A 26,140-nucleotide genomic window follows, 5' to 3' on the forward strand; every position below is an offset into this window, starting at 1 on the left:
TGCGCCCATATCAGAGATATGCTGAAGCTATCGCCCATATTGATTGCCTTGATTTATGGTCTGGTGACCTACCGCTTGTCGGTCTGGCGCACCCATAAGGAATTGGATCAACGCTCCACCGAACTGGCGGACAGACGTCTGGCCCAGGTAACGGACCAATTGGCCGCTGCCTTGGAAGTGCCCAGAATTCCGGTGTTTATCTATGAGGTGGATCCCGTAAATGGTCTGGCTGCTCCGGATGGGCGGATCTTCATCACCCGTGGGTTCTATCGCAAATACCAACACGGCGAGGTTTCGGCCGAAGAACTGGCCAGTGTGATCGCACATGAACTGGGTCACGTGGCCTTGGGGCATGCCAAACGGCGTGCGATTGATTTTTCGGGCCAAAACGCCCTGCGCACGGCGTTGATGCTGGTGATCGGACGATTTGTGCCGCTGGTCGGCCCGTGGATTGCGGGCATGCTGACCAATCTCTTGGCAGCGCGCCTGTCACGCGGAGATGAATATGAGGCAGACGAATATGCCGCAGCCCTATTGACCAAGGCCGGGATTGGCATCGCCCCGCAAAAAGCGCTGTTTCGCAAACTGGATGAGCTGACACAGTCCCGCGCGGGCATGGCACCAGCCTGGCTCATGAGCCACCCCAAAACAGAAGAACGGATCGCTGCGCTGGAAAAGCTGGAAACCCAATGGGCCCCCGCCAAGACTTAATCGTTTACTCGGCGAATGTATCCTGCTCAAACGCCACCAAGCTTCCACCCGCAATCAGGTGATCCAGGAACAATTCCCGCACATAGGCATCGCTTTCATTCAGGAATTTGATCTCTTCCGCTGACAGGGTCCGACGCGAGTACCCTTGGTCAGCCAAGCATTTGTCCACCGCGTTGCGCGCGCCGTTTTCACGAATCTGTTCGGCCGTGGCCGCGATGGTCAGGGGGCCGATGATAATCCCGCCCCACAGGGGGCTGAACCAATAGCTGGCCGTCAGGTTCTGGCGCGCGCCTATGGGCCCTTGTGGCGCACAGATCTCAAACGCGGCTTTTGCATCGTCCAGTGACTTGCCTTGTTGAAAAGGAACAGACGGCCCAGGTGCAGGCGCACATCCCACAAGCGCCATCACCGCGCCCGTGGCAAAAAGCTTGTTCAGCGTTTTGAAACGGGGGGACGACGGCAAAAGCTTCATAATAGAAATTCCATATTCATCAAAAGGCTATAAGGCTTGCGCACAGGTATCACCTGCGCCTCAGGCAATTTCAACCATAAGCTGCCATGATGGCAAAAATCAGGCCTGGGCGAGCGCTTTTGCGATGCGGGGAAGTCGCGCTTTTTTCAGCAGGCGTCGGATGTCCCATGTGCCATCAGACATGGCATTGGCATCGGCCAGAACGCTTTGCCCAACGCTTTCGATCGCTTCGGGATGGTCCAGCCAAAACCCAAACAGCAGCTCATCCGGTGTATGACGGGTCAGGCCTTCCTCGCTCAGTGTGTGTCGGGGAAAATCCTTGTTATTGACCGTAACAATCCCATCCGCATGGCCGGTAATGGCGGCCGCTAGCACGTGGATATCGGCCTCATCCGGCAACCACAGTCGGGATTGCACACCTTCTGCGGGCGTCACCCCTGACTTGGGCCAGCTGGCCTGGAGCAAGGCAATCTCGCTGCGCGCCTGCGCCTCTCCGGTGGGGCCGATCTTGCGCGCGGCACGGGCCCATTCCTCAAGGATGCGCGGCGACCAGAGCGGCGTGAAACACCCCCCCTTGGCCGCGCCCAAAAGCATCTGCCGCATCACAGTCGGGTAGATCACACAGGTATCAAGCAGCAGTTTCACAGCGATCAATCCAGACGGAAGAACACAGCTTTGAGATAGCCGCTTTCAGCCAGTTGCGGCATCTGGGGATGGTCTGGTCCGGCATAGCCCGTATGCAACAACTGTGCCCGACGTCCCGCGCGGCCAATCCCGCGGGCCGAGGCATTGCGAAACTTGGTCAGCTCAGCCGCGTGGGAGCAGGAACACAGACCCAGATAGCCGCCCGGAGCCACCAGGGGGGCCGCCAGTTTTGCCACCCGCTCATACGCACGCAAGCCCGCTTCCAGCGCGGGTTTAGACGGTGCAAAGGCAGGCGGATCGCAGATCACAACATCAAACTGCGCGCCTTCTGCGCCCAGCGCGGTCAACACGTCAAAGGCATCGCCCTGCCGCGTTGTCAGCCGGTCGCCAAAGCCACCGGCATCCGCCCCCATCTGCGCCAGCTCGAGTGCTGCGGCAGAGCCGTCCACACAGGTCGCCTCTCCAGCGCCTGCGGCCAGCATTGCCAGACCAAAGCCACCCACATGAGAGAACACATCCAACACCCGCGCGCCCGGTGCCACCAGACGTGCGGCAAAGGCGTGGTTTTCGCGCTGATCAAAGAAAAGGCCAGTTTTTTGCCCGCCAGTCAGATCCGCCATATAGGTTGCACCATTCATCGCCACCGGCACCGGCGCGGTTGGCGCAGCACCGCACATAACCTGATCCACATCATCCAACCCTTCCAAACCGCGGGTCCGGCCCGAGGCATTCTTCAGGATCGTGGCACAGCCGGTGACCTTGGCCAAAGCATCACACAGGGCGTGGATATGGGCATCCGCCCAGGCGGCATTGGGTTGCACCACACAGGCCGCGTTGAAACGGTCGATGATTACCCCCGGCAGCCCGTCGGATTCCGCATGCACCAGACGGTAAAACGGCGCATCATAGAGCTGGCTGCGCAGCGCCAGGGCGCGCGCGATACGCGTCTCAAACCAGCTTTGGTCGATCTCTGCGTCTGCATCACGGTCCAGCATCCGCGCAATGATCTTGCTGTCGGGGTTCACGGCCACCAACCCAAGCGGGCGCTGCGCCTCATCCTCCAATACGGCAAGCGTGCCGGGCTCCAGCTTGCGGGTCCGGCGATCCGTCACCAGCTCATTGGAATAAACCCAAGGAAACCCATGGCGCAACGCGCGCGCATTGGCTTTGGGTTTCAACTTGATACGGGGGCGCTGTGGCGCATCTGCGGGATCTGTCATACAGCCCTCATACCCAGATGTGCGCCCCTGTAAAAGAGGGAAGCGCAGCGGTTCCTCCCTATCTGGGTCTGCTGCGCCATCCGCCGCGTCGCTTGGGGCGTCCCATATCGGCCAGACCCGCCTGCATCACCTGGGTCATCGGGTGATCGGGGTGGTCGCTTTCAAATTGCTGCAACAGCTGGCCCAGCGCCTCTTTGCTGTCGACACCCTCTGGCAGGCTCAAAGCCCAGTCCAAAAAGATGCTGCGGCATTGTTCGGCGTTTATCCCGTCGATGTTAAAGCTCTCGTGGAACAACCCTTTGGGGTCTAGCTCTGATTTTGTCACTGTCTTACTCCTCAGCCAAGGCCGTTTGGGCGATCTCTGCGCAGCGTGCATAGCGTGCGTTCAGATCCGCAACCAGATCCGCCAAATTCGCCGCCCCGGACACACGGCAAATAAACCGGGCCGCCCCCTCGCCCACAGCGTCTTCTTCCAAAGGCTCTGCGCTCAGCAGACGGGCGGCCATCTGAACCTCGCGATAAAGATCATAACTTTCACGCAGGATCTGCACTTGTGACGCGCCCAACCACCCACAGTCTTCGGCCGCCTTTAACCCCGGCGCGACCCCGCGCGCAACCTCACCCGCCAACAAAGCCCCGGTCTGTGCAACAAGTTCGACATCCACCATGCGGCCTGCACCGTTTTTGACATCCAACGGACCTTTGGGCTGTTTGGCAGCCGACAGGCGGTCCCGCATTTCCGACACTTCCGCCAGAACCTTGGCCCGCTCATTTGGCGTGCGCAGAACATCGGCACGGATCGTTTCCACGTCCCTGGCCAGCTCTCCCCCGCCGCAGATCACCCGCGCGCGCGTCAAGGCCAGATGCTCCCAAACCCAGGCCTCATTGTGCTGGTAATTGTCAAAAGCGCTGATACTGGTTGCCACTGGGCCTTGGGTGCCCGAGGGGCGCAGGCGCATATCCACCTCATAAAGCCGCCCGCGTGCCATCGGAGCCGTCAACGCCGTGATCAAAGCCTGCGTCAGCCGCGCATAATAGGCACGGGACGCCAGCGGGCGTTTGCCATCCGAGCTTTCGATCTGCTGCGGGTCATAGATCACAATCAGGTCCAGATCGGATTTGGCAGTCATCTGGCTGGACCCCAATGAGCCCATGCCCAAAACCGCCACCCCCCGACCCGGAGGCCGCCCGTGTTTCAGCGCAAAGTGGTCAACGACGACCGGTGCCAGCGCCTCGATCGTGACCGAGGCCAGTTCAGCATATTGCCCACCCGCGGCTTTGCCGGTGATCAACCCGCGCAAATGATGCACGCCGATGCGGAAAGTCCATTCCTTGCACCAGAGCCGCGCTGCATCCAGTTTCGCCTCGTAATCTTCCTCAGCCGCAAGGCGGGCTTTGATTTCTTCCAGCAGCGCGGCCCCCTCAGGCCAGGGATCAAAGAAGGCACCGCCGATCACCGCATCAAAGACCGACGCGTTGCGCGACAGGAATCCGGCCAGTTCCGGCGATGTACCAACGATATCAACCAAAAGGTCGATCAGCTGCGGGTTGGCCTCAAACAGGGAAAAGATCTGAACCCCGGCAGGCAGCCCCGCAAGAAACCCATCCAGCGCAATCAGGCTTTCGGCCGGTTGCGCGGTGCGCGACAGGCGGGACAGCAATTCCGGGCGCAGCCGTTCGAAAATCTGCGCGCCCCGCTCAGAGCGCAGCGCCGGGTAAGTGTGCCAGCGTCGCAGGATTTCCGGGTCAAACGTCTCTGGATCAATGGCTGGCAGCGTGGGTTGCTCGGCCTCACCCGTGTCTCCGGGCGCAAAAAACTGATCCGCAAGTTTGCGCACAGCATGTAGACGTGCGCCGACCTGCTCCACCATGTCGCTGACATCCAGATCCATCAGGCTTGCCACCCGACCAAGCCCATCCTCGGATTTGGGCATCCGGTGGGTCTGGGCGTCATGGATCATCTGGATCCGGTGTTCCACTGTGCGATGCGCGCGGTAGTGATCGCTCAGCTCATCTGCCACAGATAGGTCAAACCACCCTTTCTGCGCCAGCGCCTCCAGACCTTTGACGGTTTCGCGCACCCGCAAATCCGGGTCGCGCCCGCCTGCGATCAGCTGACGGGTCTGGGTGAAGAATTCGATCTCACGAATGCCGCCCTGCCCCAGTTTCATATCATGTCCGGGAACCGAGACCGCGCCAAAGCTGCCCTTGTTCTCGCGGATCCGCAGGCGCATGTCATGGGCATCCTGGATGGCTGCAAAATCCAGATGTCGCCGCCAGACAAAGGGGCGCAGCCCGTGCAGGAATTTTTCCCCCGCCTGTATGTCCCCCGCACAGGCGCGCGCTTTGATGTAAGCCGCCCGTTCCCAGGTGCGGCCCAAGCTTTCGTAATACCGCTCCGCCGCCTCCATCGCGACACAGACCGGCGTGACCGCGGGATCCGGACGCAGTCGCAGATCGGTGCGAAACACATAACCCTCTGCGGTTTTGTCGCTGAGGGTTGCGCACATATTGCGGGTCGCCCGCACCAGCGCCTGGCGCACCTCATAAAAATCATCCGGCTCATATCGGGTTTCGTCAAACAGGCAAATCAGGTCGATGTCTGAACTGTAATTCAGCTCATGTGCGCCCATCTTGCCCATCGCCAGAACCGCAAGCCCTGCGGCGGCTGCGACATCCTCTTCGGTTTGGCCCGGCAGTTTCTTGCGGGCGATCAACTTGGCAATTTCTGCCTTTAACGCCACATCCGCCGTCAGTGCGGCAAAATCAGACAGGGCGGCGGTGACCTTTTCCAGCGACCAAAACCCCGCCAGATCACAGAGCGCCGTCAGCAGGGCCACCCGCCGTTTGGCGCGGCGCAGCTCGGGTTTCAGCTGGTCAGGGTTCAGGGCCGAGACCGCCGCCATCACCGAAATCAAAGCCGCTTGTGGATTGTCCAAAGCCTCTGGAAGCCAGTCACGCTCCATCAGGATCAAACTGTTCAAATAGGGGCTGGTTCCCGAGGTTCCGGCAATCAGCGCCTTGTGTTCGGGCGCAAGCCACGGCAGCGCAGCCAGCGTTTCGTGGGCCAGAGCGGGGTCAAAGGCACGGGGGCAACAGGTCAGGGTCAAAGCAGTGGTCATGCCCACACCCTGCGCCGCCCGTGACAGAAGGTCAATCATCCAGCCTGCCGCACCCAGTATCGATTGGGTCGAAATTAGTCCCTTTGTTTCAATCGCATATGAAGTTTTAGCCGTGGATGTAAAACATTTTAACATCACCCTCTTGAACAGGCGCGTCCTCACTCCGATATCACTCTTACGTAATGTGAATGACTTTTACATCGAACCTAACCTGGAGAGTATGATGACCACCGTTTCCAACGCCGTCCCCCACCACCATGCCCAAGGGTGGTTCAGCCGTTGCGAGGCCTGGCTGGATGACAAGGGCAAAGGCGCCTGGATCGCCGCGATGGTGCTGGGCTTTATCTTCTTCTGGCCCGTTGGCCTGGCCCTCCTCTTTTACATGATCTGGAGTAAGAAAATGTTCGGATACAGCTGCAAATCTTCGCAATCCCGCCGCAGCCCTGCCCGGTTTACCCATCGTTCCAGCGGCAACAGCGCCTTTGACGCATATCGCACCGACACCCTGCGTCGTCTGGAACAGGAACAGCATGATTTTGAAGCCTTCCTGCAACGTCTGCGAGATGCCAAAGACAAGGCCGAATTCGACCAGTTCATGGACGAGCGCGCCACACAACCCCAGGATGAAGGCGATGACACCATCGCTGCAAAACCTGCATAAAGACGTTATAGATCAGGGGGGATTACCTTCCCCCTGACTGTCTGCCGCCTGACTGTCTGTTCCTGCCAAAAGGATCCAATTGTTTTATGCCTGCCCTTCCTGACCCAACCTATGCGCCAGAGTTCTATGCCTCGGTCCCGGCCAAACGATTGTTTGCCTGGTTCGTGGACGGGTTGATCATCTGTGCGCTCTGTATGGCCGTTGTTATCGGCACCGCATTTGTCGGCCTGTTCTTTCTGGGCTTTTTATTCCTGGTCGTTGGTTTTGCCTATCGCGTGGTGACCATCGCCAGTGGATCAGCCACCTGGGGGATGCAATTTGCCGGGATCGAGCTGCGTGACGCACATGGCGCGCGTCTGGACCTTGGACAGGCGGTCATGCACACGCTGGCCTACACTGTCTGCCTGGGATTTGTGTTGTTGCAGTTTGTCTCGATTGTATTGATGTTGACCTCTGCACGTGGTCAGGGTCTGCCCGATATGTTCATGGGCACCGTTATGCTGAATCGCAAAGCGTGAAAGGGGCGGTAAACCATTTCACCTCGCAGTATCTTGGCGTCAACCACCGGTCTTGCTATCATTTTAGGTATCCCTTTGCTTCCTAGGATGTCAAACTGACCAAATGCGCCACTCATTGCCCATCGCTCCACAGTTTTACGTAACAGCTCCGCAGCCGTGTCCCTACCTGGAGAACCGGATGGAACGGAAGCTGTTCACGGCACTTCAGGGCGATGGTGTGGAACAGCTGAACAACTCGCTTTCCCAACAGGGGTTCCGGCGCTCGCAGAATGTGCTTTATCGCCCCTCATGTGCGGATTGTTCCGCCTGCCTGTCAGCGCGCATCAGTGTCAAAGACTTCAAACCACGGCGCAGCCAGCGGCGCACGCTGAAACGCAATGCCAACCTGACCCGGCGCGCCACTTCGCCTTGGGCGACGGAAGATCAGTTTGAACTGTTCCGCCGCTATCTGGACAGCCGCCACGCGGATGGCGGCATGGCGGATATGGATGTGTTTGAATACGCCGCCATGATCGAAGAGACACCGGTGCGCAGCCGGGTCATCGAATATGTAGAGGAGACCACCCAGAAACTGACCGCCGTGTCCCTGACCGATGTTTTGGATGACGGGGTGAGCATGGTGTACTCTTTCTACGAACCGAGCCTGCAGCAGAACTCGCTTGGCACCTTTATGATCCTGGACCACATCCAGATCGCGCTTGATGCGGGGCTGCCCTATGTCTACCTGGGCTATTGGGTGCCGGGCAGCGATAAAATGGGCTACAAGGCCAAATTCTCAGGGCTGGAAATCTACCAGCAAGGGCGCTGGGAGCCTTTGAAAGACCCCGAAGCGATCTCAAAAGCGGCGCAGCCCTTCACGCGGGATCCGATCTCGGAACAAGTGGCAAATATCCAGCTTCCCCCGATCCCTGAGAAAAAATGAAACAAGCCTTGCATGCGGTGTCACTGGTTGTTCCCGATTACGACCAGGCGATTGCCTTTTACTGTGACACGCTGGGTTGGACTTTGACCGAAGACGTAGACCAGGGTTCCAAACGTTGGGTGCGCATCCTGCCCCCTGGTGCCACCACGGGCAGCCTGATTTTGGCGCGCGCCAATGGGCCTGCGCAGGAGGCCATTGTCGGCAATCAATTCGGCGGCCGCATCGGGCTGTTTCTGACGACGGATGACTTTGCCCGCGACCACGCACGGATGCGGGCGCTTGGCGTCGTTTTTGAGGAAGAGCCGAGGTACGAGCCCTACGGCATTGTCGCGGTCTGGCGGGATCCCTTTGGCAATCGATGGGATCTGTTAGAACTGAAATCCAAATAAAAAAAAGGGGCCCCAATCGGGGCCCCTTGGTGTATCAGCCTTGGCTGGATCAATTCGGGATCAGCGCCGGGACAATGGTCACGATGGTCGGGAACAACCACAAGATCCCAAGCCCTGCCACCTGGATCAGCACAAAGGGCAAGATCCCGCGGTAGATATGGCCTGTGGTGACCTCTTTTGGCGCCACCCCGCGCAGGTAGAACAGCGCAAAGCCAAAGGGCGGTGTCAGGAAGGAGGTCTGCAGGTTCACCGCGATCATGATGGTCACCCATTTTGGATCAAACGACCCGCCATAGATCACCGGCCCCACAATTGGGATCACGATGTAAATGATCTCGAGGAAGTCGAGCACAAAGCCCAGGATAAACAGCACCACCATCACGATCAGGAAGACCGTCAGCTCATTGTCAAAGCTCTTGAGGAACTGCTGGATATAATGTTCACCCCCAAAGGAGATCACCACCAGGTTCAACAGCTGCGAACCGATGAGGATGGTGAAGACCATAGAGGTCACCTTGGCCGTCTCTCGCACCACTGGGGTCAGAACGCCGCCTTTGTACAGAACCCAGCAGGCATAGATCAAACCAAAGAGCGCATACATGTAGCAGCCATAGGCCACAAAGAAGGCCGCCCAGCTTTCGGCGCTAACGTCACCTTGGTTGATACGCAGGTCAAAGTTCACACCAATCAGGACCGAAACCACAATGGCCAGCGTCGCCCACAAGATGACCGCGCCGGATTGGCCGTCTTCCTTCAGACGACGATAAGCCGCCAGCATCAGCGCCCCACCGGCTCCCAGCGCAGCCGCAGGTGTCGGGTTGGTGATCCCACCCAGGATCGAGCCCAGTACCGCGATGATCAGAACCAGCGGCGGGAACACCACACGGATCAGATCATTATGCGCGCAACGGATCGCCGCCTCACGCACACCATAGAGCACCAAGATCATTGGCAGCGCCATCAGTGCGACAGTACCGCTTGCGGATGTGGTCGGCTGGATCAGCAGAATGTCCACCAGAGCCAGCAACAGCAGACCAATCGCGCCCAGGATCAACGGCTTGGCATCACGCGACGGCGCGACACCACGACCGATGGCCAGGGTCAGAGCAAACAACACGATCAGCGTGGCGATGCCCGTCCCAATCGGCGCTGCGTTTTCGATCATAGCCACGCGGTTGGCCTCGATCTCGTCGGCTGTCAGCTGACGCGCCTGCTCCACGCCACCCGCGGCGTCAAGCGCAGCCTGTTCAGCGACCGCAGCATCCCAAGCCACCTGACCATGCAACTCGATCATCGCCGCCTGACATTCCGCGCCCACATTTGTGCGCAATGCCGCGCCCTGCCCTGCTTCAGAGAAGCTGGACACCACTGTGCTTTGGCTGCCGATGATGTCGAACGAGCCCAGCAGGATAGCACCGGCGATAATGGCAATCGGCACACCCAGATACCAGGTGAACGCTTCGCTGCGTGTCACCGGCTCGTTGGAGCCGCCATCCAGCACAACGGCTGGGGCTTTTTCCGGGTTCATCAACGCATAGACAAAGGCATAACCCGCATAAAGCAGCGCCAGCATGATCCCCGGCAGCAGCGCCGCCTGGAACAACGTACCCACGGACACAACCGCAGGCTCACCCAGATAGGTCAACGCATCGGTACAGCCCGCCTCGCGCGCACGGGTTTCCTGCGCGGTTGAATACAGGTCACCCGCCAGGGTGCCGAGCAGAACAATCACGATGGAAGGCGGAATGATCTGACCCAATGTGCCAGACGCCGCAATCACACCTGTTGCCAGTTCCGGACTGTAGTTGTTGCGCAGCATGGTCGGCAGGGCCAACAGCCCCATGGTGACCACGGTTGCGCCCACAATCCCGGTCGAGGCCGCCAGGAAGGCCCCCACAACCACAATCGACACCGCTAGACCGCCAGGCAGCGGGCCAAAGACGCGCGCCATGGTGGTCAGAAGGTCGTTTGCAATTTTGGACCGTTCCAGGGTGATGCCCATCAGAACAAACATCAAAACCGCCAGCAGGGTCTCAATCGATGCCCCCGCCAGAACACGTTCGTTGATGCGGTTCACAATGAATGACACGTTGCGATCCAGAGCGGTTTCCCACCCTTGGACGAACACAGGCTCAGCGATGCGCGGCAGATCCGGGTATCGGAAAACCGATATCACATCGGGTTTCACGCCCGAGCTGACCAGCTCGCGATAGACATCGCTGTTGGTGTCAATGGCCTGGTGGATCAACAGTCCCGCGCTGTCGAGCGCGGCGATAATACCAAATGAGATGATACCCGCGCCACCGATGGCAAAAGCCACCGGGAAGCCGGATAAGATGCCTCCGAAAAGGCAGAAGAATACAATAATGAGGCCGATTTCGACGCCATCAAGACCGAATAGCATATCCGTTGTCCCTCAGTTTAATGAGCGCCTTCATAGGCTTCTTCACCTTCGCCAAGAGTATCCTTGTCGAGGTATTTGTTCTCGCTGGCCGGACCTTCGATGAATTCCAGGAAGGAGCGGTAGAAGAACGCGATTGCGTGGATGAACACGATCCCGGCAAAAGCCACCAAAAGGATCTTGAACAGGAAATAGCCGGTAAAGCCGTTGGGGCTAAAGCCGATGGTCTCCACATTCCAGCGCAGCGCGCGCGCTTTCAGCAGCAGACGATCCAGCGCATCCGAAGCCGATGGCTTTGGCACGATCAGGTGACGCCACAAGAAGAACCAGCCATACAGCCAGATCAGCGTGGCGATCGGCAGCATGAAGATCAGCGAACCGAACATGTCGATCGCGCGTTTGGCCCGGTGGCTCACTGCCGAGTACACCAAATCCACCCGCACATGGCCGCCCTGCACAAATGTGTAGGACACGCAAAGAGCGACAACCAAAGCATTGTAAAGCTTCAGTTCTTCGGCATACCAGCTGATGTCGAACTGCAGGGGCACACCCACGCCAAACACAATGTCAGGCCGGGTAAAGATCCGCTGCATAAAGACGATCACGATCTGCTGGATGACCAGCAAAAGACCCGCCCAGGCAAAGAAACGGCCCACCGCATTGGCAAACCCTTCCAGCGCCCGCACGCAGCCCCACATAAAGGGACGGTGATAAAGGCCAACCGCCGTCACGGCAACGACCACGGCCATCACAGCAAAGAAGAATTCAACCGAACCGCCATAATAAACAAACCGCATGATGGCTTGCTTGTCCGACCAATCCAGCCAGAGCGACGGGTGCGTGATGGCATAGGCGATATTGTAATAGGCTTCGCCAAGGTTTGCGATGACCCACCAAATGCCGTTCAGAACGGCCAGGATCGCGCCACCAAAGCCTGCAGAGGCTGCTTCTTGCATGTCCCCTCCTGTTTTCCCCCGCTCTGCGCGGAGTTTGCTTCGTATTTCAGAATGCAGAAACAGAGGAAGCCCCGTGACAGGGGCTTCCTCCTATTCTCGGTTCAGGCTTAGCTGCCCAGAACGCGGATACGCTGTTGGACGTAGTAACCGTCCGACTTGTTGATCCAGTCCGCAGAGGTGGCCAGCGAAGCTTCAAAGGAGTTACGGATCTTGGCGAACAGCTCGTCACCCATGTTCTCGTCCATAACCTCAGCAGAGGCTTTGCCGAACGCATCCCAAACATCGTCAGAGAATTGCAGCGTGCGCACACCTTGTGCCTGCAGGCGCGCCAGAGCGGCACCGTTGTTGGCCAGAGTTTCGGCCAGCTGGTACTGTGTGGTCGCCATGGAGGCATAACGCAGGATCGCTTTGTGCTGGTCGGACAGCTCGTTCCAAACGTCCAGGTTCACAGAGGAGGACAAAGCAGAGCCCGGCTCGTGGAAGCCCGCAGTGTAGTAAACTTTTGCAACTTCTTGGAAGCCGGCGCGTTCGTCAGCCATCGGGCCAACCCACTCCAGGCCGTCCAGCGCGCCCGAAGACAGCGCTTGGTACAGTTCGCCGCCTGGGATGTTCTGAACGGATGCGCCCAGTTTACCCAGAACCTTGCCGCCCAGGCCCGGCATACGGAACTTCAGACCGTTGAAGTCAGCTGCCGAGTTGATCTCTTTTGCGAACCAACCACCGGACTGCGAACCGGAGTTACCTGCGATCAGGCCTTTGAGGTTGAAGATCTCGCCCAGCTCGTCGTGCAGCTCTTCGCCGCCACCGTGGTAGTACCAGTTGGACACTTCCTGCGCGGTGCCGCCAAACGGAACAGCGGTGAAATACGCATAACCCGGGTGCTGACCGATGAAGTAATAATCCGCAGAGTGATACATATCCGCCTGACCCGAAGTCACGGCGTCAAACACTTCCAGCGCGCCCACCAGTTCACCAGGGGCTTTTTTCTCGATGGTCAGGCTGCCGCCAGACAGTTCACCAACCATTTGTTCCATGTAGCTTGCCGCATCATCCAGAACAGCAAAGCCGCGCGGCCACGAGGTGACCATTGTCAGTTTGCGGTTGCCTTGCGCATAGGCCGGTGCAGCCAGAGTTGTCGCTGCGGCCGCAGAGCCACCCAGCGCAGACGTCTTCAAAAAAGAACGACGATCCATGATTTTCCTCCCAAAAGTCCTACTGCCACAGATCCATGGCAGATCAATTTCAGCCCGCTCACCCTACCCGTCGAATGAAACTTGTGAATACCTAGTACTCGGTAGACGAATAGAAAAAGGATATATCAGTCTGTTTTCATTAATTTAATTACACACGTCAGACTAATTTTTTCGTAAAAACAGAAAAAAACGACACCATGTCTTTGCTTTAATCGGCTGATCGAATAACGATTCCTGTCATGCGGAATTTCTTCCCCCACTTACGCCCTTCTTACGGGCAAAAGCTGGCTTTGCTGGCGGCTTTGCCCTTGATTTTGGCCGCTGCGGCGATCTCGGTTTTGGTGACATTCCAGTCCCGCCAGCTTGCCGAGCGGGAGATCGCAGCCCTGGAACGACAGCTGCTGGAGGCCAAAAAGGCGGAGCTTCGCAACTATGTCACGCAGGCCCGCAACGGGTTTTATTACATCTACGGATCAGCCTCCCCCGGTGATGACGAAGCCAAACGTCACGTTGCACAAATCCTGGCAGCAATGATCTATGGCGATGATGGTTTTTTCTTTGTCTACGACTATGACGGAAACAATATCGTCAGCCCCCGCCAGACCGAGCTGATCGGCAAAAACTGGACCGGTCTGACAGACAGCCAGGGCACCCCGGTCGTGGATGAATTGATTAACATCGCCCGCCAAGGGGCTGGCTGGCATACGTTTTTATGGCCCAAGCCTTCCACTGGCAAAGAAGCGCAGATGATCTCTTATGTGGTGGGCTTTCAAAGCTGGCAATGGGTTGTCGGCACCGGCGTATTTATCGACGACGTCCTGGACACAGTGGCCGCCGCCCGTGCCGAAGTGGAAGAGCGCATTCAGCGCACGTTCTATTACATTGGGGGTATTACTATTATCGCGTTGGTTATTGTCTTTGCCACTGGAATGTTCCTCAATATCCGGGAACGCCGCCTTGCGGATGCCAAGCTGAAGGAATTGACCCAACGTGTTCTGGACGCCCAAGAAGAGGAACGCGGCCGGGTGGCGCGGGAACTACACGATGGAATCAGCCAGATGCTGGTGGGTGTACGTTATGCTTTGGATATCGCCCTGCGTCGGATTGAACGGCAAGACACGGAAAAGGCCGCAGCCCCTTTGACCAAAGGGGTTGAGCATCTGACCACCGCAATTACCGAAGTGCGCAGGATCAGCCGCGATCTCCGGCCCGGTGTTCTGGATGATTTGGGCCTTGGCCCGGCGCTCAAAGCACTGGTCGAAGACTTTGGTGCACGTACCGGGATCGAGACTGATTTCCACACCGTTGTGTTCCGCAATCGGTTGCAGCAAGAGAGTAAAATCGCCCTCTATCGGATCGCTCAGGAGGCTTTGACCAATATTGAACGGCACGCCGAAGCAAGCCAGGTTTCGGTTGATCTAAGAGGCCACAAGAAAGGCGTTACCATGTGCATCCGTGACAATGGGCGCGGCCTACCCCAAGAAAAAGACCGCAGTGGAAACGGAATCGGCCTGCGCAACATTCAAGAACGCGTGGATCAGCTTGACGGCACCCTAAAACTTCTGTCATCTTCCGGCCCCCAAAGCGGTACCGAAATTGTGGTCCGCCTACCACTCACCAGCCTGTTGGCGCCGGGTCAGGAATGGCTCTCAGAACCCGAAGACAAATCCCTCTGAGGAGACGGGAATGTCCGAGGCCCCCGATACTGCAATGGAGGATTGCGAATGCCACAACGGCCCACACGTGTGTTGATTGTCGACGACCACCCGATGGTGGCCGAGGGGATCCAGTCGATCCTCGAAAGCTTTGATGACATCGAGGTTGTCGGCTCGCTCACCAATGGGCAAGAGGCCGTGACACAGGTGCCTGTGTTGAAGCCTGATGTGGTTTTGATGGACCTGAATATGCCGGGTCTTGGCGGTCTCAGCGCGACGGAAATCATTCGCGAAGAAGCGCCCGAAACCCGCATTCTGATTCTCAGCATGCATGACAGTCCCGAATATATCTCAACCGCGCTAAGTCACGGCGCTTTGGGCTATGTTCTGAAGGACGTGCCCACGGATGAGATCAAGATGGCAATCGACGCGGTCATGGATGGCAAACGTTATCTTTGTACCGGAGCGGAAGGCAGCCTGAAGCCAAAAGAAAGCGGTGATCGCGAGGCCCTGACGGGTCGGGAGCAGACGATCCTCTTGCAGCTGGCCCAGGGCAAATCCAACAAGGAAGTGGCGCGCGATCTCGACATTTCCGTGCGCACGGTTGAAACCCATCGCAAGAACATCAAACGGAAACTGGGGATTTCCTCAACCGCCGGTTTGACACGTTATGCGCTGGAACATGGTGTGTTGCAGGGCAGCGCCGGGTTTTAAAGCCTACCCGGCAATCGCTGCGCCAAAGAACACCAGCGCGCCGTCCTCGTCCAAAACATGGAACTCTCGCTGGCCATAAGGCTGGTCAAACGGTGCGCGGACCCGCTCTGGCGGCAGCTGGTCTAATTGGGGCTTTAACTGCTGAAACAACCCGTCCAGATCCTCAACATCAATGTAGAACGAATGCTCGTGCCCCAGCGGTGTCCCATCAGGGCGGGGTGGGCATTCCAGCAACCGCACCGCTGCCCCATCACGCCGCAAAAAGGCGTAATTCTCGGCCTGAAACCCCAGCGTGAAGCCCAGAATGTCCCGGTAAAAGCCAATCTGACGCTCCAGATCGGCGCATAGCACAAATGGGGTCACTTGGATGAGTGTGGCAGACATGGTCTCTCTCCTGTGCTTTGGTATCAGCAATAGCGAAAATCACGCAGTTTGTGATCGCAAATCCACAAAAGCATCGGGAAAAAAGGTCAAAAACACTGCCCGATATTGCCGAAAGTGTCCGCTGAACCCACGAAAACGAAATAAAATGTCTTTCGAAGGGTGTTTTTCGACCGCTTTGCCGGTTGACGCCCCCTGACAGCCGTCCTAATGTCCGCTGCAACGCAACGAGGAGCCACCCTTATGATTTCCCTAGTCGTAGTCGTAGGAACCACGCGCATGGGCCGGTAACGGTTAACCATAATCGATCCCATGCGCCTCCGATCAAAAATCGGGGGCTTTTTTATTGCTAACGCACGCTACGCGTAAAAACGATGTCGCCAATTGGAGCAAAGCAGATGACACGTGAAATGACCGGCGCAAAGATGGTTGTCCAGGCCCTGAAGGATCAGGGTGTCGACACTGTATTCGGATATCCCGGCGGCGCTGTTCTACCGATTTATGACGAGATCTTCCAACAAAACGACATTCGCCACATTTTGGTGCGCCACGAGCAGGGCGCGGTCCACGCCGCCGAAGGCTATGCGCGCTCGACCGGCAAGCCCGGTGTTGTTCTGGTTACCTCTGGCCCCGGTGCCACCAATGCGGTGACCGGTCTGACAGACGCGCTGCTGGACTCGATCCCGCTGGTGGTTCTGACCGGCCAGGTTCCGACCTTTATGATCGGCTCGGACGCGTTTCAGGAAGCCGATACCGTTGGCATCACCCGCCCCTGCACCAAGCACAACTGGCTGGTGAAAGAAACCGATGCGCTGGCAGGCACCCTGCATGAGGCGTTCCATGTGGCAACCTCGGGCCGCCCCGGCCCCGTGCTGATCGATATCCCAAAGGACGTGCAGTTCGCCACCGGCACCTATCAGACCCCCAAGCCAACCGCGTCGCATTACCAGCCCAAGGTCAAAGGCGATCTGGAAGAGATCACCGAACTGGTTGCCGCCATTGAAAAGGCCGAGCGCCCGGTGTTCTACACTGGCGGTGGCGTGATCAACTCGGGCCCTGCGGCCAGCCAGCTGCTGCGCGAACTGGTCGAAGCCACAGGCATTCCGATCACCTCAACCCTGATGGGTCTGGGCGCTTACCCCGCCTCTGGCAAAAACTGGATGGGTATGCTTGGCATGCATGGTCTGTATGAGGCCAATATGGCGATGCATGACTGTGACCTGATGATCAACATCGGTGCGCGTTTTGACGACCGGATCACCGGCCGTCTGGATGCCTTCAGCCCGAACTCGATCAAGGCGCATGTGGACATCGATCCGTCCTCGATCAACAAAGTTGTGCGCGTGGATATCCCGATTGTGGGCGACGTGGGCCATGTGCTTGAGGACATCCTGACCGTTTGGAAGTCCCGTGGCCGCAAAGTGAACCGTGAGGCGCTGGCAAAATGGCAAGCGCAGATCGCAGAATGGCGCGCGGTGAAATGCCTGAGCTACACCCCGTCCAAGACCACGATCAAACCGCAATACGCGCTGGAACGTCTCGAGGCGCTGACCAAAGGGATGGATCGCTATGTTGCCACCGAAGTGGGCCAGCACCAGATGTGGGCGGCGCAGTTCCTGGGCTTTGAAGATCCAAACCGCTGGATGACCTCCGGTGGCCTTGGCACCATGGGCTATGGCTTTCCGGCCACCATCGGGGTGCAAATTGCCCATCCCGACGCGCTGGTGATCAACGTGGCCGGCGAGGCGTCCTGGCTGATGAACATGCAGGAAATGGGCACCGCCGCCCAATACCGCCTGCCGGTGAAACAGTTCATCCTGAACAACGAACGTCTGGGCATGGTCCGCCAGTGGCAAGAGCTCTTGCACGGCGAACGCTACAGCCACTCCTGGTCCGAAGCGCTGCCGGATTTTGTAAAGCTCGCCGAAGCCTTTGGCGCCAAAGGGATCTGCGTCTCTGACCCCAAAGATCTGGATGACGCGATCATGGAAATGATCGAATACGACGGTCCGGTGATCTTTGACTGCCTGGTTGAGAAGCATGAAAACTGCTTCCCGATGATCCCGTCGGGCAAGGCGCACAATGAAATGCTGCTGGGCGAGGCCGAAACCCAAGGCGTCATCCAATCTGGCGGCGCCGTGCTGGTTTAAGTCATTAGAACAGATTTCGCAGGGCGTGCGCGCCCTGCCCCGATTTGAGGAAAGGGACATAAATGTCTGCTCTACATATCAAAAAAGGTTCGACCAAACATTCCGCCTATAATCTGCGCCCGACGTTTTCGGACGTGCAGGAACGCCATACGCTGGCCTTGTTGGTGGAAAATGAACCCGGCGTTCTGGCCCGTGTGATTGGCCTGTTCTCGGGCCGTGGCTATAATATCGAAAGCCTCACCGTGGCCGAGGTCGACCACACCGGTCACCTGAGCCGCATCACCATCGTGACCACCGGCACACCTCAGGTGATCGAACAGATCAAAACCCAACTGGGCCGGATCGTGCCGGTGCATGAGGTCCACGACCTGACCGTCGAAGGCCCGTCAGTGGAACGGGAACTGGCGATTTTCAAAGTCGAAGGTGATGGGGACAAGCGCGTTGAGGCGCTGCGTCTGGCGGATATCTTCCGCGCCAATGTCGTCGATAGCACCTTGTCGAGCTTTATCTTTGAGATCACCGGCTCCCCGGAAAAAATCGACGCCTTTGCGGATCTGATGCGCCCTTTGGGTCTGAGTGAAGTTGCCCGTACAGGTGTTGCCGCCCTGTTGCGCGGTGAATCATAAGTAGATCTGCTCCCTAACGGGAGCAAGATTTACGATGCCTGAATAACTGAACGCACGGTCCCAGCGCGGGCCGTGTTTCTCTTTTTTGCGTGCGCCTTATGTGGAAACGGGACAATTTCCCCCATTTTTGGCGCTGGCGGCGCAACATAAGTTGTGGCTGGGAAGCTGACAGCGGTGCCGGGTCGGCCAACATCCGCCAGGTAGGTCGACAATGCGGGGTGGGTCTCTTCCTCAAGCAGGGTCAGGTCCTTCGCATGCCGCAGCTCACCGTCCTGCTCAACCTTGAAGGTGACGCAGTCGCCGTCCCGCAAATCAGGCGCATCCTGTGAGTCGGTACGATAGAACGCAAGGTCGCCCTGGTCTTCACACCAGATCACCGCTCTGTTTTTTGACCTGTCACTCCACACGACAACACCAATCATCCTGTACCTCACTAAACCAACTGATCACGTCCATTCGGTTATATATTCCAATAAGAAAGGAGATAACTGTACTTTCAATTCAGAGACGATCACAGGGCATTTGTGTCAGTTCGTGACAAGGGTGACGCTCATTGCAAAGGAAACGATGCTAATGCGCGACAAAACCGGAAAAATGGCCAAGAGGCTGTCGCCAATCAACACAATTTAAGGCAGAATGGGTGTCGCTAGGAGTAGAATTGCATGGCACAAGCATCACGATCCCCTGCCGAACTACGCAATATGTTCGGCGAAAATTTGCGGAAGCTTGCACAAGGCCACCCATCCGTTTCGGAACTTTCACGCCAGCTCGGCATCAATCGCACGCAGTTTAATCGTTACTTGTCAGGCGAAAGCTTTCCGCGCCCAGATGTTCTGGACCGCATTTGCCAGTTTTTTGATGTAGATGCGCGCATCCTGCTCGAGCCAGTGGACTCGCTGGTGCAACAGGGGCAGGTTCTCAATGGACCGTTTCTCGCGGATTATTTTGGCCGACACGCGCAACGTGTGCCAAACGATGTCTTTCCGTCCGGTTTTTACCAGTTCACGCGCCGCAGTTTTGTTCACACCGATGCATTTGTCCTGGGCCTTGTCTACGTGTTTCGTGACGAGGAAGGTGCAACTTTTGTCAAAGGCTATGAGGCAAAGGATGCAATGCGTTTTCAGGGGCTTCCAGACCGGGCCTCGCATAGAGAGTTTCGCGGCTTTGGCCTACCTCATGAAGATGGTGTGTCTTTGCTGATCGCAAGAAAGGGGTCACTTACGTTTTCTTTCAATTACTTGGCGCGCGCGTCATCGATGGAAAGCAATTTCTGGTCTGGCTATATCGCCCGAACAACGCGGGAATCTGAACGCTCCGAACGTGTCACGCGCATGGTATATGAACACCTTGGACCAGGGCTAAAACGCGCCATGGGCGTCGCACGCGCGGCAGGCCTTCACCCTGCGCAAGAACTTCCGCCGTTTCACCGACACCTGCTGCGGGTGGATGAACCCTTTCAATAAGCAGCCCGCCGCGGCAGAGACCGCGCCCACCGCCACAAAGGCAGCAGGCAACCGGTTTATTCCGATTGCGCGTCAGCGCGGCTTTTGCCGGCCACCTTCAGCGCCAGGGTCGCCGCCATGAACCCATCCAGATCTCCGTCAAGCACCCCTTTTGTGTCAGACGTCTCATGAGAGGTCCGCAGGTCTTTCACCATCTGATAGGGCTGCAGAACATAGGATCGGATCTGATTGCCCCAGCCCGCGTCGCCTTTGGCCTCGTGGGCTGCGTTAATCTCAGCGTTCCGGCGATCCAGCTCTTGTTGGTACAGGCGGGACTTCAGCGCTTTCATGGCAATGTCCCGGTTCTGGTGCTGCGACTTCTCGGATGAGGTCACCACGATCCCGGTTGGAATGTGTGTAATCCGCACGGCCGAGTCGGTCGTGTTCACGTGCTGACCACCCGCCCCAGAGGAGCGATAGGTGTCCACGCGGATATCGCTGGGGTTTACCTCGATCTCGATATTGTCGTCCACCACCGGGTAGACCCAGACAGAGCTGAACGAGGTGTGCCGCTTGGCCGCCGAGTCATAGGGCGAGATGCGCACCAATCGGTGCACACCGGATTCAGACTTTAGCCAGCCATAGGCATTGTGGCCTGTGATTTTGTAAGCGACCGATTTGATGCCTGCCTCTTCGCCCGGTGTCTCGGACTGTAGCTCGACAGTATATCCCTTCTTCTCCGCCCAGCGCACATACATACGGGCCAGCATCGACGCCCAGTCGCAGCTTTCGGTGCCACCCGCGCCCGAGTTAATCTCAAGGAACGTATCATTGCCATCCGCTTCACCGTCCAACAGCGCTTCCAGCTCTTTCTCCGCAGCGGTTTCCTGCAAAGCTTTCAGCGCGGCTTCGGCGTCCGAGATGACTTCGTCATCCTCTTCCATCTCACCAAGCTCGATCAGCTCGATATTGTCGGCCAGATCCTGCTTGATGCTTTTGAACGTATCGATGGCATCCACCAGCATCTGACGCTCACGCATCAGTTTTTGGGCCGCTTCGGGGTCATCCCACAGGTTTGGATCTTCGACCCGTGCATTGAATTCTTCCAGACGATATTCGGCGGTTTCCCAGTTCAGACGCTGGCTCAACAGCTCAAGCGACTTTTCAATCTCGGTCACGGTATTCTGGGTCTCGGCGCGCATGGTCGGAATTCCTGTCACAGTGTTCAGGCTGGCGTGATAAACCAGTGTGACAGAACGAGCAAGCGTCTGCGCCCCGTCAAAGTTTTACGTAACCTTTATACTTAAAATCCTTTTCAACGATATTTAAAGACTCCTCGCATTACGGTGAAACCTGACTTGAGTACCAGTATCGCCGTTAAAAGGACTATCCATGGCACAAGGGTATCTGGTCACCCTTGGTGACCAATCGTTAGACGCAGGCGACTCGATCGGCGGGACGTATACGACGTTTACAGCCGACACTTACATTGGCGCCGGGAGCTGGTCCTGGAGCGGCACGGATGGCGGTTTTGCCTATGTCAACTCCGTGGAGACGGGCGGATACTACACATCCGCTTCTGGTGATGTCTATTTTGTCCCTGATTTTGGCGCCGTCGCCTCCTTGGGAAGCGCAACTTCTGTCAGCCCCCCCTCTTATTCAGCCGCCGATGGCGCAATTGACGGCACTGATGGCGATGAGCTGATCGACAGCAGCTATGTCGACAGCGACGGGGATCAAATCGACAACGGCCTGGGCGGTGGGAGCGGCGATGATGATCTGGTTCTGGCTGGCGACGGCGCAGACACCGTTTTGTCTGGCGCGGGCGCTGACACTGTTTTTGGTGGAAGTGGTGCAGACAGTATCCAAGGCGGCAGCGGCGGTGACCTCCTTTATGGCGACAGCCAAAACGAAGACGCGCTGTCCGGTGGTGAGGCCACGATCACGGACGGCAATGTGGCAGAAACCGACGAGGGGTTCACTGTTACGGCGCAGGCCATCGGCGGCTCGGCGGATGCTGCATCGATCTCTTCCTACGGCAGTAACTTTGGCGTTTCCGGTGCAATCTCTGACAGCGACAGCGGCATCAGCGCGCAGATCGGTTATGATAAAGCAACCGGAACCTCTGAAAAACTGTTTGTCGACTTCGATCAGGAAACCACATCGGCCAGTTTTGACTTTGACCACCTTTACACAAGTGGCTTCGGCGAAGAAGGGCACTGGGCCGTCTACAATGATGGGGTTCTTGTGGCCGAAGGCGACTTCACCGAGGACACAGGTGGCAGCGGCAGTGGCAGCGTAACCATCAGCGGCGTTGGTGCGTTTGATCAATTGGTCCTCAGCGCGAACATCCAGACAGATGGCTCTGATGGTTCGGATTACACGGTGAATCAGATCACCTTTACGATCCCGGTTGTCACACCTGATCCTTATGCCGACACCATCGAAGGCGGTGCTGGGGATGACAGCATTTTTGGCGAAGGTGGAGATGATTCACTGGTTGGTGGCTCGGGTGCGGATTCCATCGAAGGCGGCGATGGAGATGACACGCTGGTCATCGGCCAAGGGGATTTTGCGCTGGGTCAGGACGGCGATGACTATTTCCAGTTTGTGGACACCGGCGACCTGGGCGCTGGCAGTGTTACGGTCACCGGCGGCGATGATGGCCAGACAGTAGGCGACACGCTGGACTTTAACGGCCAACTGTCACCTGGAACGCTGAACATCACGGCAGTTGCAGGCGATGGCAGCCTGACCGGGACGGCCACCTTGCTGGATGGGACCACCGTCTCCTTTTCCGGGATCGAGGCGATCATCTGTTTTGCCAAGGGCACATGCATCGACACGGATCAGGGCCCCCGCGCGGTTGAGGATTTGCGCCCAGGCGATCTGGTCCGGACCCAGGACAACGGGTTCCAGCCCGTCGTATGGAGCGGTCAAAGCAAAGTCCCGGGCCAGGGGCGCGCAACGCCGATCTGTCTGGAGCCAGAGTTTACCGGCGGCTCTTGCGACCTTGTCCTGTCACCGCAACACCGGGTGTTGATCCAAAACCACGCGGCCGAGCTGTTGTTTGACTCGTCCGAGGTTCTGGTGCCAGCCGGTGCCTTGATCACAGACCCGCATGTCACCACGGCGCCCTGCGCGCAGGTAACCTATGTCCACCTGCTGCTGCCCGAGCATGAGATCATATTTGCCAACGGGGTCGCAGTGGAAAGCTTCTTCCCCGGCCAACAGGCGCTTTCTGCCCTGCCATTGCTGCAGCGGTTCGACCTCACCCGTACGCTGGCCGCGTCAGGCCGGGCGGTGTCGGACTATGTCCAAACCGCCCGGCCCTGCCTAAACAGTTACGAATACCGGCTTCTGGCTCAGTACAACCCACCAGAGCTGATGGTGCCAAATGTCGCCTTGGGCCCCAACACCGCGGTGCCACCCGTGGACGTCGTCACCTGACGCCCCTGTTCCTGCACCTCTTCAAACAGCGGCAGGTTTGATCCCATTGCAAAGCCACCATCAAAGGTCACGCCAAAGATCGGCTCATCCCCGTCGCGGAAGTACTCCGCCACCACATAATCGCCAGAGGCATCATTGGCCAAACGCGCGCCTGTGAAACGGTCGATCTTGATGAAATGCCCCCCGTCGGGCACCCGGAAAGAGCCGCCACCGTATTTCTCGGTCGCTTTGGTCATAAACTGTTGGAACACCGGCCCACAGAGCGTCCCGCCATAGGCACCCCGCCCCATCGGACGTGGCTGGTCATAGCCGATGTAGCACCCGGCCACGATGTTTGACGTAAAGCCCACAAACCAAGCGTCGCGTGAATCATTGGTGGTCCCGGTTTTCCCAGCTGTCGGCACAGGCAGGTTGATCACAGAACTTGCAGTCCCGCGATCCACCACGCCTTTCATCATCGACGTCAGCTGATAAGCGGTGATGGGATCCATCACCTGTTCCCGATGGGTTGCGATACGCGGCAAGGCTCCCGCAGGCAACTGCGCCGCCGCGCAATCCACGCAGTCCCTGTCGTCATGGCGATAAATCGTCCCGCCCGAGCGGTCCTGAATACGGTCGACCAAGGTCGGCTCAACACGTTCCCCGCCATTGGCAAACATCGCATAGGCCGCCACCATTTTATAAAGCGTGGTCTCTTCGGCACCCAGCGAGTTCGCCAGGAACGCGCCCATACGGTCATAGACGCCAAAGCGTTCGGCATAGCCCGCAACCACCTCCATGCTGACCTCTTGCGCCAGACGGATGGTCATCAGGTTCCGCGACTGCTCAATACCGGTCCGCAACGGCGTGGGGCCGTAGAATTTGTTGGATGAGTTCTTGGGCCGCCACAGACCTTGTGGGGTGTTGATCTCGATCGGGGCGTCCACAACGATGGTCGCCGGGCTATAACCGCTGTCCAAAGCCGCCGCATAGACAAAGGGTTTGAAGCTGGACCCGGGCTGGCGCTGCGCCTGCGTTGCGCGGTTAAACACCGAATGCTGATAGGAGAATCCACCCTGCATCGCCAGAACACGGCCCGAGTTCACATCCATCGCGACAAAGCCGCCCTGCACCTCGGGCACCTGCCGCACAGACCAGGTTTCGGGATTGCCCGTCTCACCCCCTTCGCCGCGCACCAAAATGACGTCGCCGCGGGTGAAATTGTCAAAGAAGTTGCCTTTGAGCCATTTGATATCAGACCGGGGCACCCGACCAATTTTGGAATGGCCCTCAACCCCAACGTCCAGGGATTGATCCGCAACGGCCAAGACCACAGCCGGGTACCAGCTCCCCCCCAGGGTGATATCACGCGGAACTTCCGCTGCGGCCAAGGCCTCACGCCATTGGGTCTCATCCGCCAGCACGTCCTCTTCCAGGGTCACACCTGTGCCACGCCAGATACCACGTTGGCGGTCAAATTTTTCAAGCCCGGTGCGCAATGCCTTCGCCGCTTCGGTTTGCATTTCCTGGTCGATTGTCGCCCGCACGGTGAAGCCACCGGTAAAGAACTCCCCTTCACCAAAATCATCGCTCAGCTGGCGGCGGATTTCATCGGTGAAGTAATCACGTGGCGGCAAAGCGGTGCGAAAGCTTTCGAAATCGCCGTTTTGAACCGACCGCAAGGGTTGTTCTTTTTCCACCTCATAAACCGCTTTGGAGATGTAGCCGTTCTCATACATCTCTTCCAAAACAAAGTTACGCCGCTGCATCAGGCGCTCTTTGCGGCGCACCGGGTGAAAATCCGACGGCGCTTTGGGCATCGACGCCAAGGTCGCAGCCTCATGCGGGGCCAGTTCGGCCAGCGTCTTGTTGAAATAGGTCTGCGCTGCCGCCGTCACCCCAAAAGAGTTCTGACCCAGAAAGATCTCGTTCATATAGAGTTCGAGGATGTCATCCTTCTCCAGCGTCTCTTCCAGACGTGCAGCCAGGATGATTTCCTTGATCTTGCGTTCGGCCTTGCGTTCCCCAGACAGCAGGAAGTTTTTCATCACCTGCTGCGTGATCGTCGAGGCCCCCCGCACGTTGCTGCCACGTGAGCGCACGGCTTCGATCCCCGCGGCAGCAATGCCGCGCATGTCGTAGCCCTTGTGGTGATAGAAATTCTTGTCCTCAGCCGAGATAAACGCCTGTTTCACAAGATCAGGAATGTCTTCTGCTGCAGTGAACAGCCGACGTTCCTTGGCGAATTCATCGATCAACTCGCCTTCACCCGAATAAATCCGGCTGATGGTGGGCGGTTGATACCGTGCCAATGCTTCATGGCTGGGCAGGTCGCGCCCATAAAACCAAAAGATACCACCTACGGTCACCGCAACGGCTACGATGCCCATAGTGATCGTTGTGAAAATAGCGCCCCAGAAGGACAAAAAGAACCTGAGCACGTCAAAGCCTCTCTCGCAGCATTGCGCCTATATATGCGTCACAGCAGCCGGGGTCAAAACGGGAAACTGCCAAGATTTGGCTCCCTCTCTGC

At 57.8% G+C, this 26,140-nt stretch carries 23 protein-coding genes; 11 read left to right on the plus strand and 12 right to left on the minus strand.

Annotation, left to right across the window (positions count from 1 at the left end; all coding sequences use genetic code 11):
• The first annotated feature begins 18 nt into the window (after positions 1 to 18).
• Positions 19 to 711, plus strand: coding sequence for a M48 family metallopeptidase (locus GFB49_RS02925; RefSeq protein WP_153214286.1), 693 nt, complete (start codon positions 19 to 21; stop codon positions 709 to 711).
• Between the two features lie 4 nt (positions 712 to 715).
• Here GFB49_RS02925 and GFB49_RS02930 read toward each other — a convergent pair whose 3' ends face one another.
• From GFB49_RS02930 to GFB49_RS02950, 5 genes are all read right to left on the minus strand, one after another.
• A complete protein-coding gene (locus GFB49_RS02930; RefSeq protein WP_153214287.1) occupies positions 716 to 1,183 on the minus strand; it encodes a hypothetical protein in 468 nt (155 codons plus the stop codon).
• A gap of 99 nt (positions 1,184 to 1,282) precedes the next feature.
• A complete protein-coding gene (locus tag GFB49_RS02935) occupies positions 1,283 to 1,828 on the minus strand; it encodes an RSP_2648 family PIN domain-containing protein (RefSeq protein WP_343032447.1) in 546 nt (181 codons plus the stop codon).
• Between the two features lie 5 nt (positions 1,829 to 1,833).
• A complete protein-coding gene (locus tag GFB49_RS02940) occupies positions 1,834 to 3,048 on the minus strand; it encodes an RSP_2647 family RNA methyltransferase (protein ID WP_153214288.1) in 1,215 nt (404 codons plus the stop codon).
• A gap of 58 nt (positions 3,049 to 3,106) precedes the next feature.
• Complete coding sequence (locus tag GFB49_RS02945; protein WP_343032448.1) at positions 3,107 to 3,373, minus strand: hypothetical protein; 267 nt, start codon at positions 3,371 to 3,373, stop codon at positions 3,107 to 3,109.
• 4 nt (positions 3,374 to 3,377) lie between these two features.
• Complete coding sequence (locus GFB49_RS02950; RefSeq protein ID WP_153214553.1) at positions 3,378 to 6,170, minus strand: bifunctional [glutamine synthetase] adenylyltransferase/[glutamine synthetase]-adenylyl-L-tyrosine phosphorylase; 2,793 nt, start codon at positions 6,168 to 6,170, stop codon at positions 3,378 to 3,380.
• 223 nt (positions 6,171 to 6,393) lie between these two features.
• Between GFB49_RS02950 and GFB49_RS02955 the strand changes: the two genes are divergently transcribed.
• From GFB49_RS02955 to GFB49_RS02970, 4 genes are all read left to right on the plus strand, one after another.
• The gene (locus GFB49_RS02955) at positions 6,394 to 6,831 is read left to right on the plus strand and encodes a DUF2852 domain-containing protein (RefSeq protein WP_153214290.1); all 438 of its coding nucleotides are present in this window, start codon (positions 6,394 to 6,396) and stop codon (positions 6,829 to 6,831) included.
• An 86-nt stretch (positions 6,832 to 6,917) separates the two neighbouring features.
• Positions 6,918 to 7,349, plus strand: coding sequence for an RDD family protein (locus tag GFB49_RS02960; protein WP_153214291.1), 432 nt, complete (start codon positions 6,918 to 6,920; stop codon positions 7,347 to 7,349).
• Positions 7,350 to 7,452: 103 nt separating this feature from the next.
• Complete coding sequence (locus tag GFB49_RS02965; RefSeq protein WP_153214292.1) at positions 7,453 to 8,271, plus strand: arginyltransferase; 819 nt, start codon at positions 7,453 to 7,455, stop codon at positions 8,269 to 8,271.
• Positions 8,268 to 8,660 carry a VOC family protein gene (locus tag GFB49_RS02970; RefSeq protein WP_153214293.1) on the plus strand — a complete coding sequence of 131 codons (393 nt, stop codon included), beginning with the start codon at positions 8,268 to 8,270 and terminating at the stop codon, positions 8,658 to 8,660. Before GFB49_RS02965 ends, GFB49_RS02970 begins: the two co-directional genes overlap by 4 nt.
• Positions 8,661 to 8,709: 49 nt before the next feature.
• Here GFB49_RS02970 and GFB49_RS02975 read toward each other — a convergent pair whose 3' ends face one another.
• From GFB49_RS02975 to GFB49_RS02985, 3 genes are all read right to left on the minus strand, one after another.
• Positions 8,710 to 11,064, minus strand: a complete 2,355-nt coding sequence (locus GFB49_RS02975) for a TRAP transporter large permease (RefSeq protein WP_153214294.1) — start codon at positions 11,062 to 11,064, stop codon at positions 8,710 to 8,712.
• A gap of 17 nt (positions 11,065 to 11,081) precedes the next feature.
• Positions 11,082 to 12,017, minus strand: a complete 936-nt coding sequence (locus GFB49_RS02980) for a TRAP transporter small permease subunit (RefSeq protein WP_153214295.1) — start codon at positions 12,015 to 12,017, stop codon at positions 11,082 to 11,084.
• Between the two features lie 107 nt (positions 12,018 to 12,124).
• Positions 12,125 to 13,210: a TRAP transporter substrate-binding protein gene (locus GFB49_RS02985; RefSeq protein WP_153214296.1), complete on the minus strand. Its 1,086-nt coding sequence runs from the start codon at positions 13,208 to 13,210 to the stop codon at positions 12,125 to 12,127.
• Positions 13,211 to 13,449: 239 nt separating this feature from the next.
• Between GFB49_RS02985 and GFB49_RS02990 the strand changes: the two genes are divergently transcribed.
• Both GFB49_RS02990 and GFB49_RS02995 read left to right on the plus strand, forming a co-directional pair.
• Positions 13,450 to 14,886 carry a cache domain-containing protein gene (locus tag GFB49_RS02990; RefSeq protein WP_153214297.1) on the plus strand — a complete coding sequence of 479 codons (1,437 nt, stop codon included), beginning with the start codon at positions 13,450 to 13,452 and terminating at the stop codon, positions 14,884 to 14,886.
• Positions 14,887 to 14,934: 48 nt separating this feature from the next.
• On the plus strand, positions 14,935 to 15,579 hold the full coding sequence (locus GFB49_RS02995) for a response regulator transcription factor (protein ID WP_153214298.1): 645 nt from the start codon (positions 14,935 to 14,937) through the stop codon (positions 15,577 to 15,579).
• Between the two features lie 3 nt (positions 15,580 to 15,582).
• Here the strand turns inward: GFB49_RS02995 and GFB49_RS03000 are convergent, their stop codons facing one another.
• A complete protein-coding gene (locus GFB49_RS03000; RefSeq protein WP_153214299.1) occupies positions 15,583 to 15,963 on the minus strand; it encodes a bleomycin resistance protein in 381 nt (126 codons plus the stop codon).
• A gap of 395 nt (positions 15,964 to 16,358) precedes the next feature.
• Here GFB49_RS03000 and GFB49_RS03005 point away from each other — a divergent pair, with 395 nt between their 5' ends.
• Together GFB49_RS03005 and ilvN are read left to right on the plus strand one after the other, a co-directional pair.
• On the plus strand, positions 16,359 to 18,110 hold the full coding sequence (locus GFB49_RS03005; protein WP_153214300.1) for an acetolactate synthase 3 large subunit: 1,752 nt from the start codon (positions 16,359 to 16,361) through the stop codon (positions 18,108 to 18,110).
• A 62-nt stretch (positions 18,111 to 18,172) separates the two neighbouring features.
• Positions 18,173 to 18,736, plus strand: coding sequence for an acetolactate synthase small subunit (ilvN, locus tag GFB49_RS03010; RefSeq protein WP_153214301.1), 564 nt, complete (start codon positions 18,173 to 18,175; stop codon positions 18,734 to 18,736).
• A gap of 29 nt (positions 18,737 to 18,765) precedes the next feature.
• Here ilvN and GFB49_RS03015 read toward each other — a convergent pair whose 3' ends face one another.
• On the minus strand, positions 18,766 to 19,158 hold the full coding sequence (locus tag GFB49_RS03015; RefSeq protein WP_153214302.1) for a hypothetical protein: 393 nt from the start codon (positions 19,156 to 19,158) through the stop codon (positions 18,766 to 18,768).
• Positions 19,159 to 19,398: 240 nt separating this feature from the next.
• On the opposite strand from GFB49_RS03015, the gene GFB49_RS03020 reads away from it, so the two are divergent.
• Positions 19,399 to 20,199 (plus strand): helix-turn-helix domain-containing protein, encoded by an 801-nt coding sequence (locus tag GFB49_RS03020; protein WP_153214303.1) that lies wholly within the window; start codon positions 19,399 to 19,401, stop codon positions 20,197 to 20,199.
• 56 nt (positions 20,200 to 20,255) lie between these two features.
• Here GFB49_RS03020 and prfB read toward each other — a convergent pair whose 3' ends face one another.
• Positions 20,256 to 21,380: a peptide chain release factor 2 gene (gene prfB / locus GFB49_RS03025; RefSeq protein WP_153214554.1), complete on the minus strand. Its 1,125-nt coding sequence runs from the start codon at positions 21,378 to 21,380 to the stop codon at positions 20,256 to 20,258.
• A 190-nt stretch (positions 21,381 to 21,570) separates the two neighbouring features.
• Here prfB and GFB49_RS03030 point away from each other — a divergent pair, with 190 nt between their 5' ends.
• A complete protein-coding gene (locus GFB49_RS03030) occupies positions 21,571 to 23,628 on the plus strand; it encodes a Hint domain-containing protein (RefSeq protein ID WP_153214304.1) in 2,058 nt (685 codons plus the stop codon).
• Here GFB49_RS03030 and GFB49_RS03035 read toward each other — a convergent pair.
• Complete coding sequence (locus GFB49_RS03035) at positions 23,544 to 26,048, minus strand: penicillin-binding protein 1A (RefSeq protein WP_343032449.1); 2,505 nt, start codon at positions 26,046 to 26,048, stop codon at positions 23,544 to 23,546. The genes GFB49_RS03030 and GFB49_RS03035 overlap by 85 nt on opposite strands.
• Positions 26,049 to 26,140 lie beyond the last annotated feature (92 nt).

It is taken from the genome of Tritonibacter litoralis, from assembly GCF_009496005.1.
GTDB classification, from domain to species: Bacteria; Pseudomonadota; Alphaproteobacteria; order Rhodobacterales; family Rhodobacteraceae; genus Epibacterium; species Epibacterium litoralis.

Bases quoted from the DNA above. Each gene is read 5' to 3' on its own strand.
- GFB49_RS02975 (WP_153214294.1), bottom strand. From the start codon at position 11,064: ATGCTATTCGGTCTTGATGGCGTCGAAATCGGCCTCATTATTGTATTC.
- GFB49_RS02980 (WP_153214295.1), bottom strand. From the start codon at position 12,017: ATGCAAGAAGCAGCCTCTGCAGGCTTTGGTGGCGCGATCCTGGCCGTT.
- GFB49_RS02950 (WP_153214553.1), bottom strand. From the start codon at position 6,170: ATGACCACTGCTTTGACCCTGACCTGTTGCCCCCGTGCCTTTGACCCC.
- GFB49_RS03005 (WP_153214300.1), top strand. From the start codon at position 16,359: ATGACACGTGAAATGACCGGCGCAAAGATGGTTGTCCAGGCCCTGAAG.
- GFB49_RS02970 (WP_153214293.1), top strand. From the start codon at position 8,268: ATGAAACAAGCCTTGCATGCGGTGTCACTGGTTGTTCCCGATTACGAC.
- GFB49_RS02965 (WP_153214292.1), top strand. From the start codon at position 7,453: ATGCGCCACTCATTGCCCATCGCTCCACAGTTTTACGTAACAGCTCCG.
- GFB49_RS03030 (WP_153214304.1), top strand. From the start codon at position 21,571: ATGGCACAAGGGTATCTGGTCACCCTTGGTGACCAATCGTTAGACGCA.
- GFB49_RS02995 (WP_153214298.1), top strand. From the start codon at position 14,935: ATGCCACAACGGCCCACACGTGTGTTGATTGTCGACGACCACCCGATG.
- GFB49_RS02930 (WP_153214287.1), bottom strand. From the start codon at position 1,183: ATGAAGCTTTTGCCGTCGTCCCCCCGTTTCAAAACGCTGAACAAGCTT.
- ilvN (WP_153214301.1), top strand. From the start codon at position 18,173: ATGTCTGCTCTACATATCAAAAAAGGTTCGACCAAACATTCCGCCTAT.
- GFB49_RS02985 (WP_153214296.1), bottom strand. From the start codon at position 13,210: ATGGATCGTCGTTCTTTTTTGAAGACGTCTGCGCTGGGTGGCTCTGCG.
- prfB (WP_153214554.1), bottom strand. From the start codon at position 21,380: ATGCGCGCCGAGACCCAGAATACCGTGACCGAGATTGAAAAGTCGCTT.
- GFB49_RS02940 (WP_153214288.1), bottom strand. From the start codon at position 3,048: ATGACAGATCCCGCAGATGCGCCACAGCGCCCCCGTATCAAGTTGAAA.
- GFB49_RS03015 (WP_153214302.1), bottom strand. From the start codon at position 19,158: ATGATTGGTGTTGTCGTGTGGAGTGACAGGTCAAAAAACAGAGCGGTG.
- GFB49_RS03020 (WP_153214303.1), top strand. From the start codon at position 19,399: ATGGCACAAGCATCACGATCCCCTGCCGAACTACGCAATATGTTCGGC.
- GFB49_RS02955 (WP_153214290.1), top strand. From the start codon at position 6,394: ATGACCACCGTTTCCAACGCCGTCCCCCACCACCATGCCCAAGGGTGG.
- GFB49_RS03000 (WP_153214299.1), bottom strand. From the start codon at position 15,963: ATGTCTGCCACACTCATCCAAGTGACCCCATTTGTGCTATGCGCCGAT.
- GFB49_RS02990 (WP_153214297.1), top strand. From the start codon at position 13,450: ATGCGGAATTTCTTCCCCCACTTACGCCCTTCTTACGGGCAAAAGCTG.
- GFB49_RS02925 (WP_153214286.1), top strand. From the start codon at position 19: ATGCTGAAGCTATCGCCCATATTGATTGCCTTGATTTATGGTCTGGTG.
- GFB49_RS02960 (WP_153214291.1), top strand. From the start codon at position 6,918: ATGCCTGCCCTTCCTGACCCAACCTATGCGCCAGAGTTCTATGCCTCG.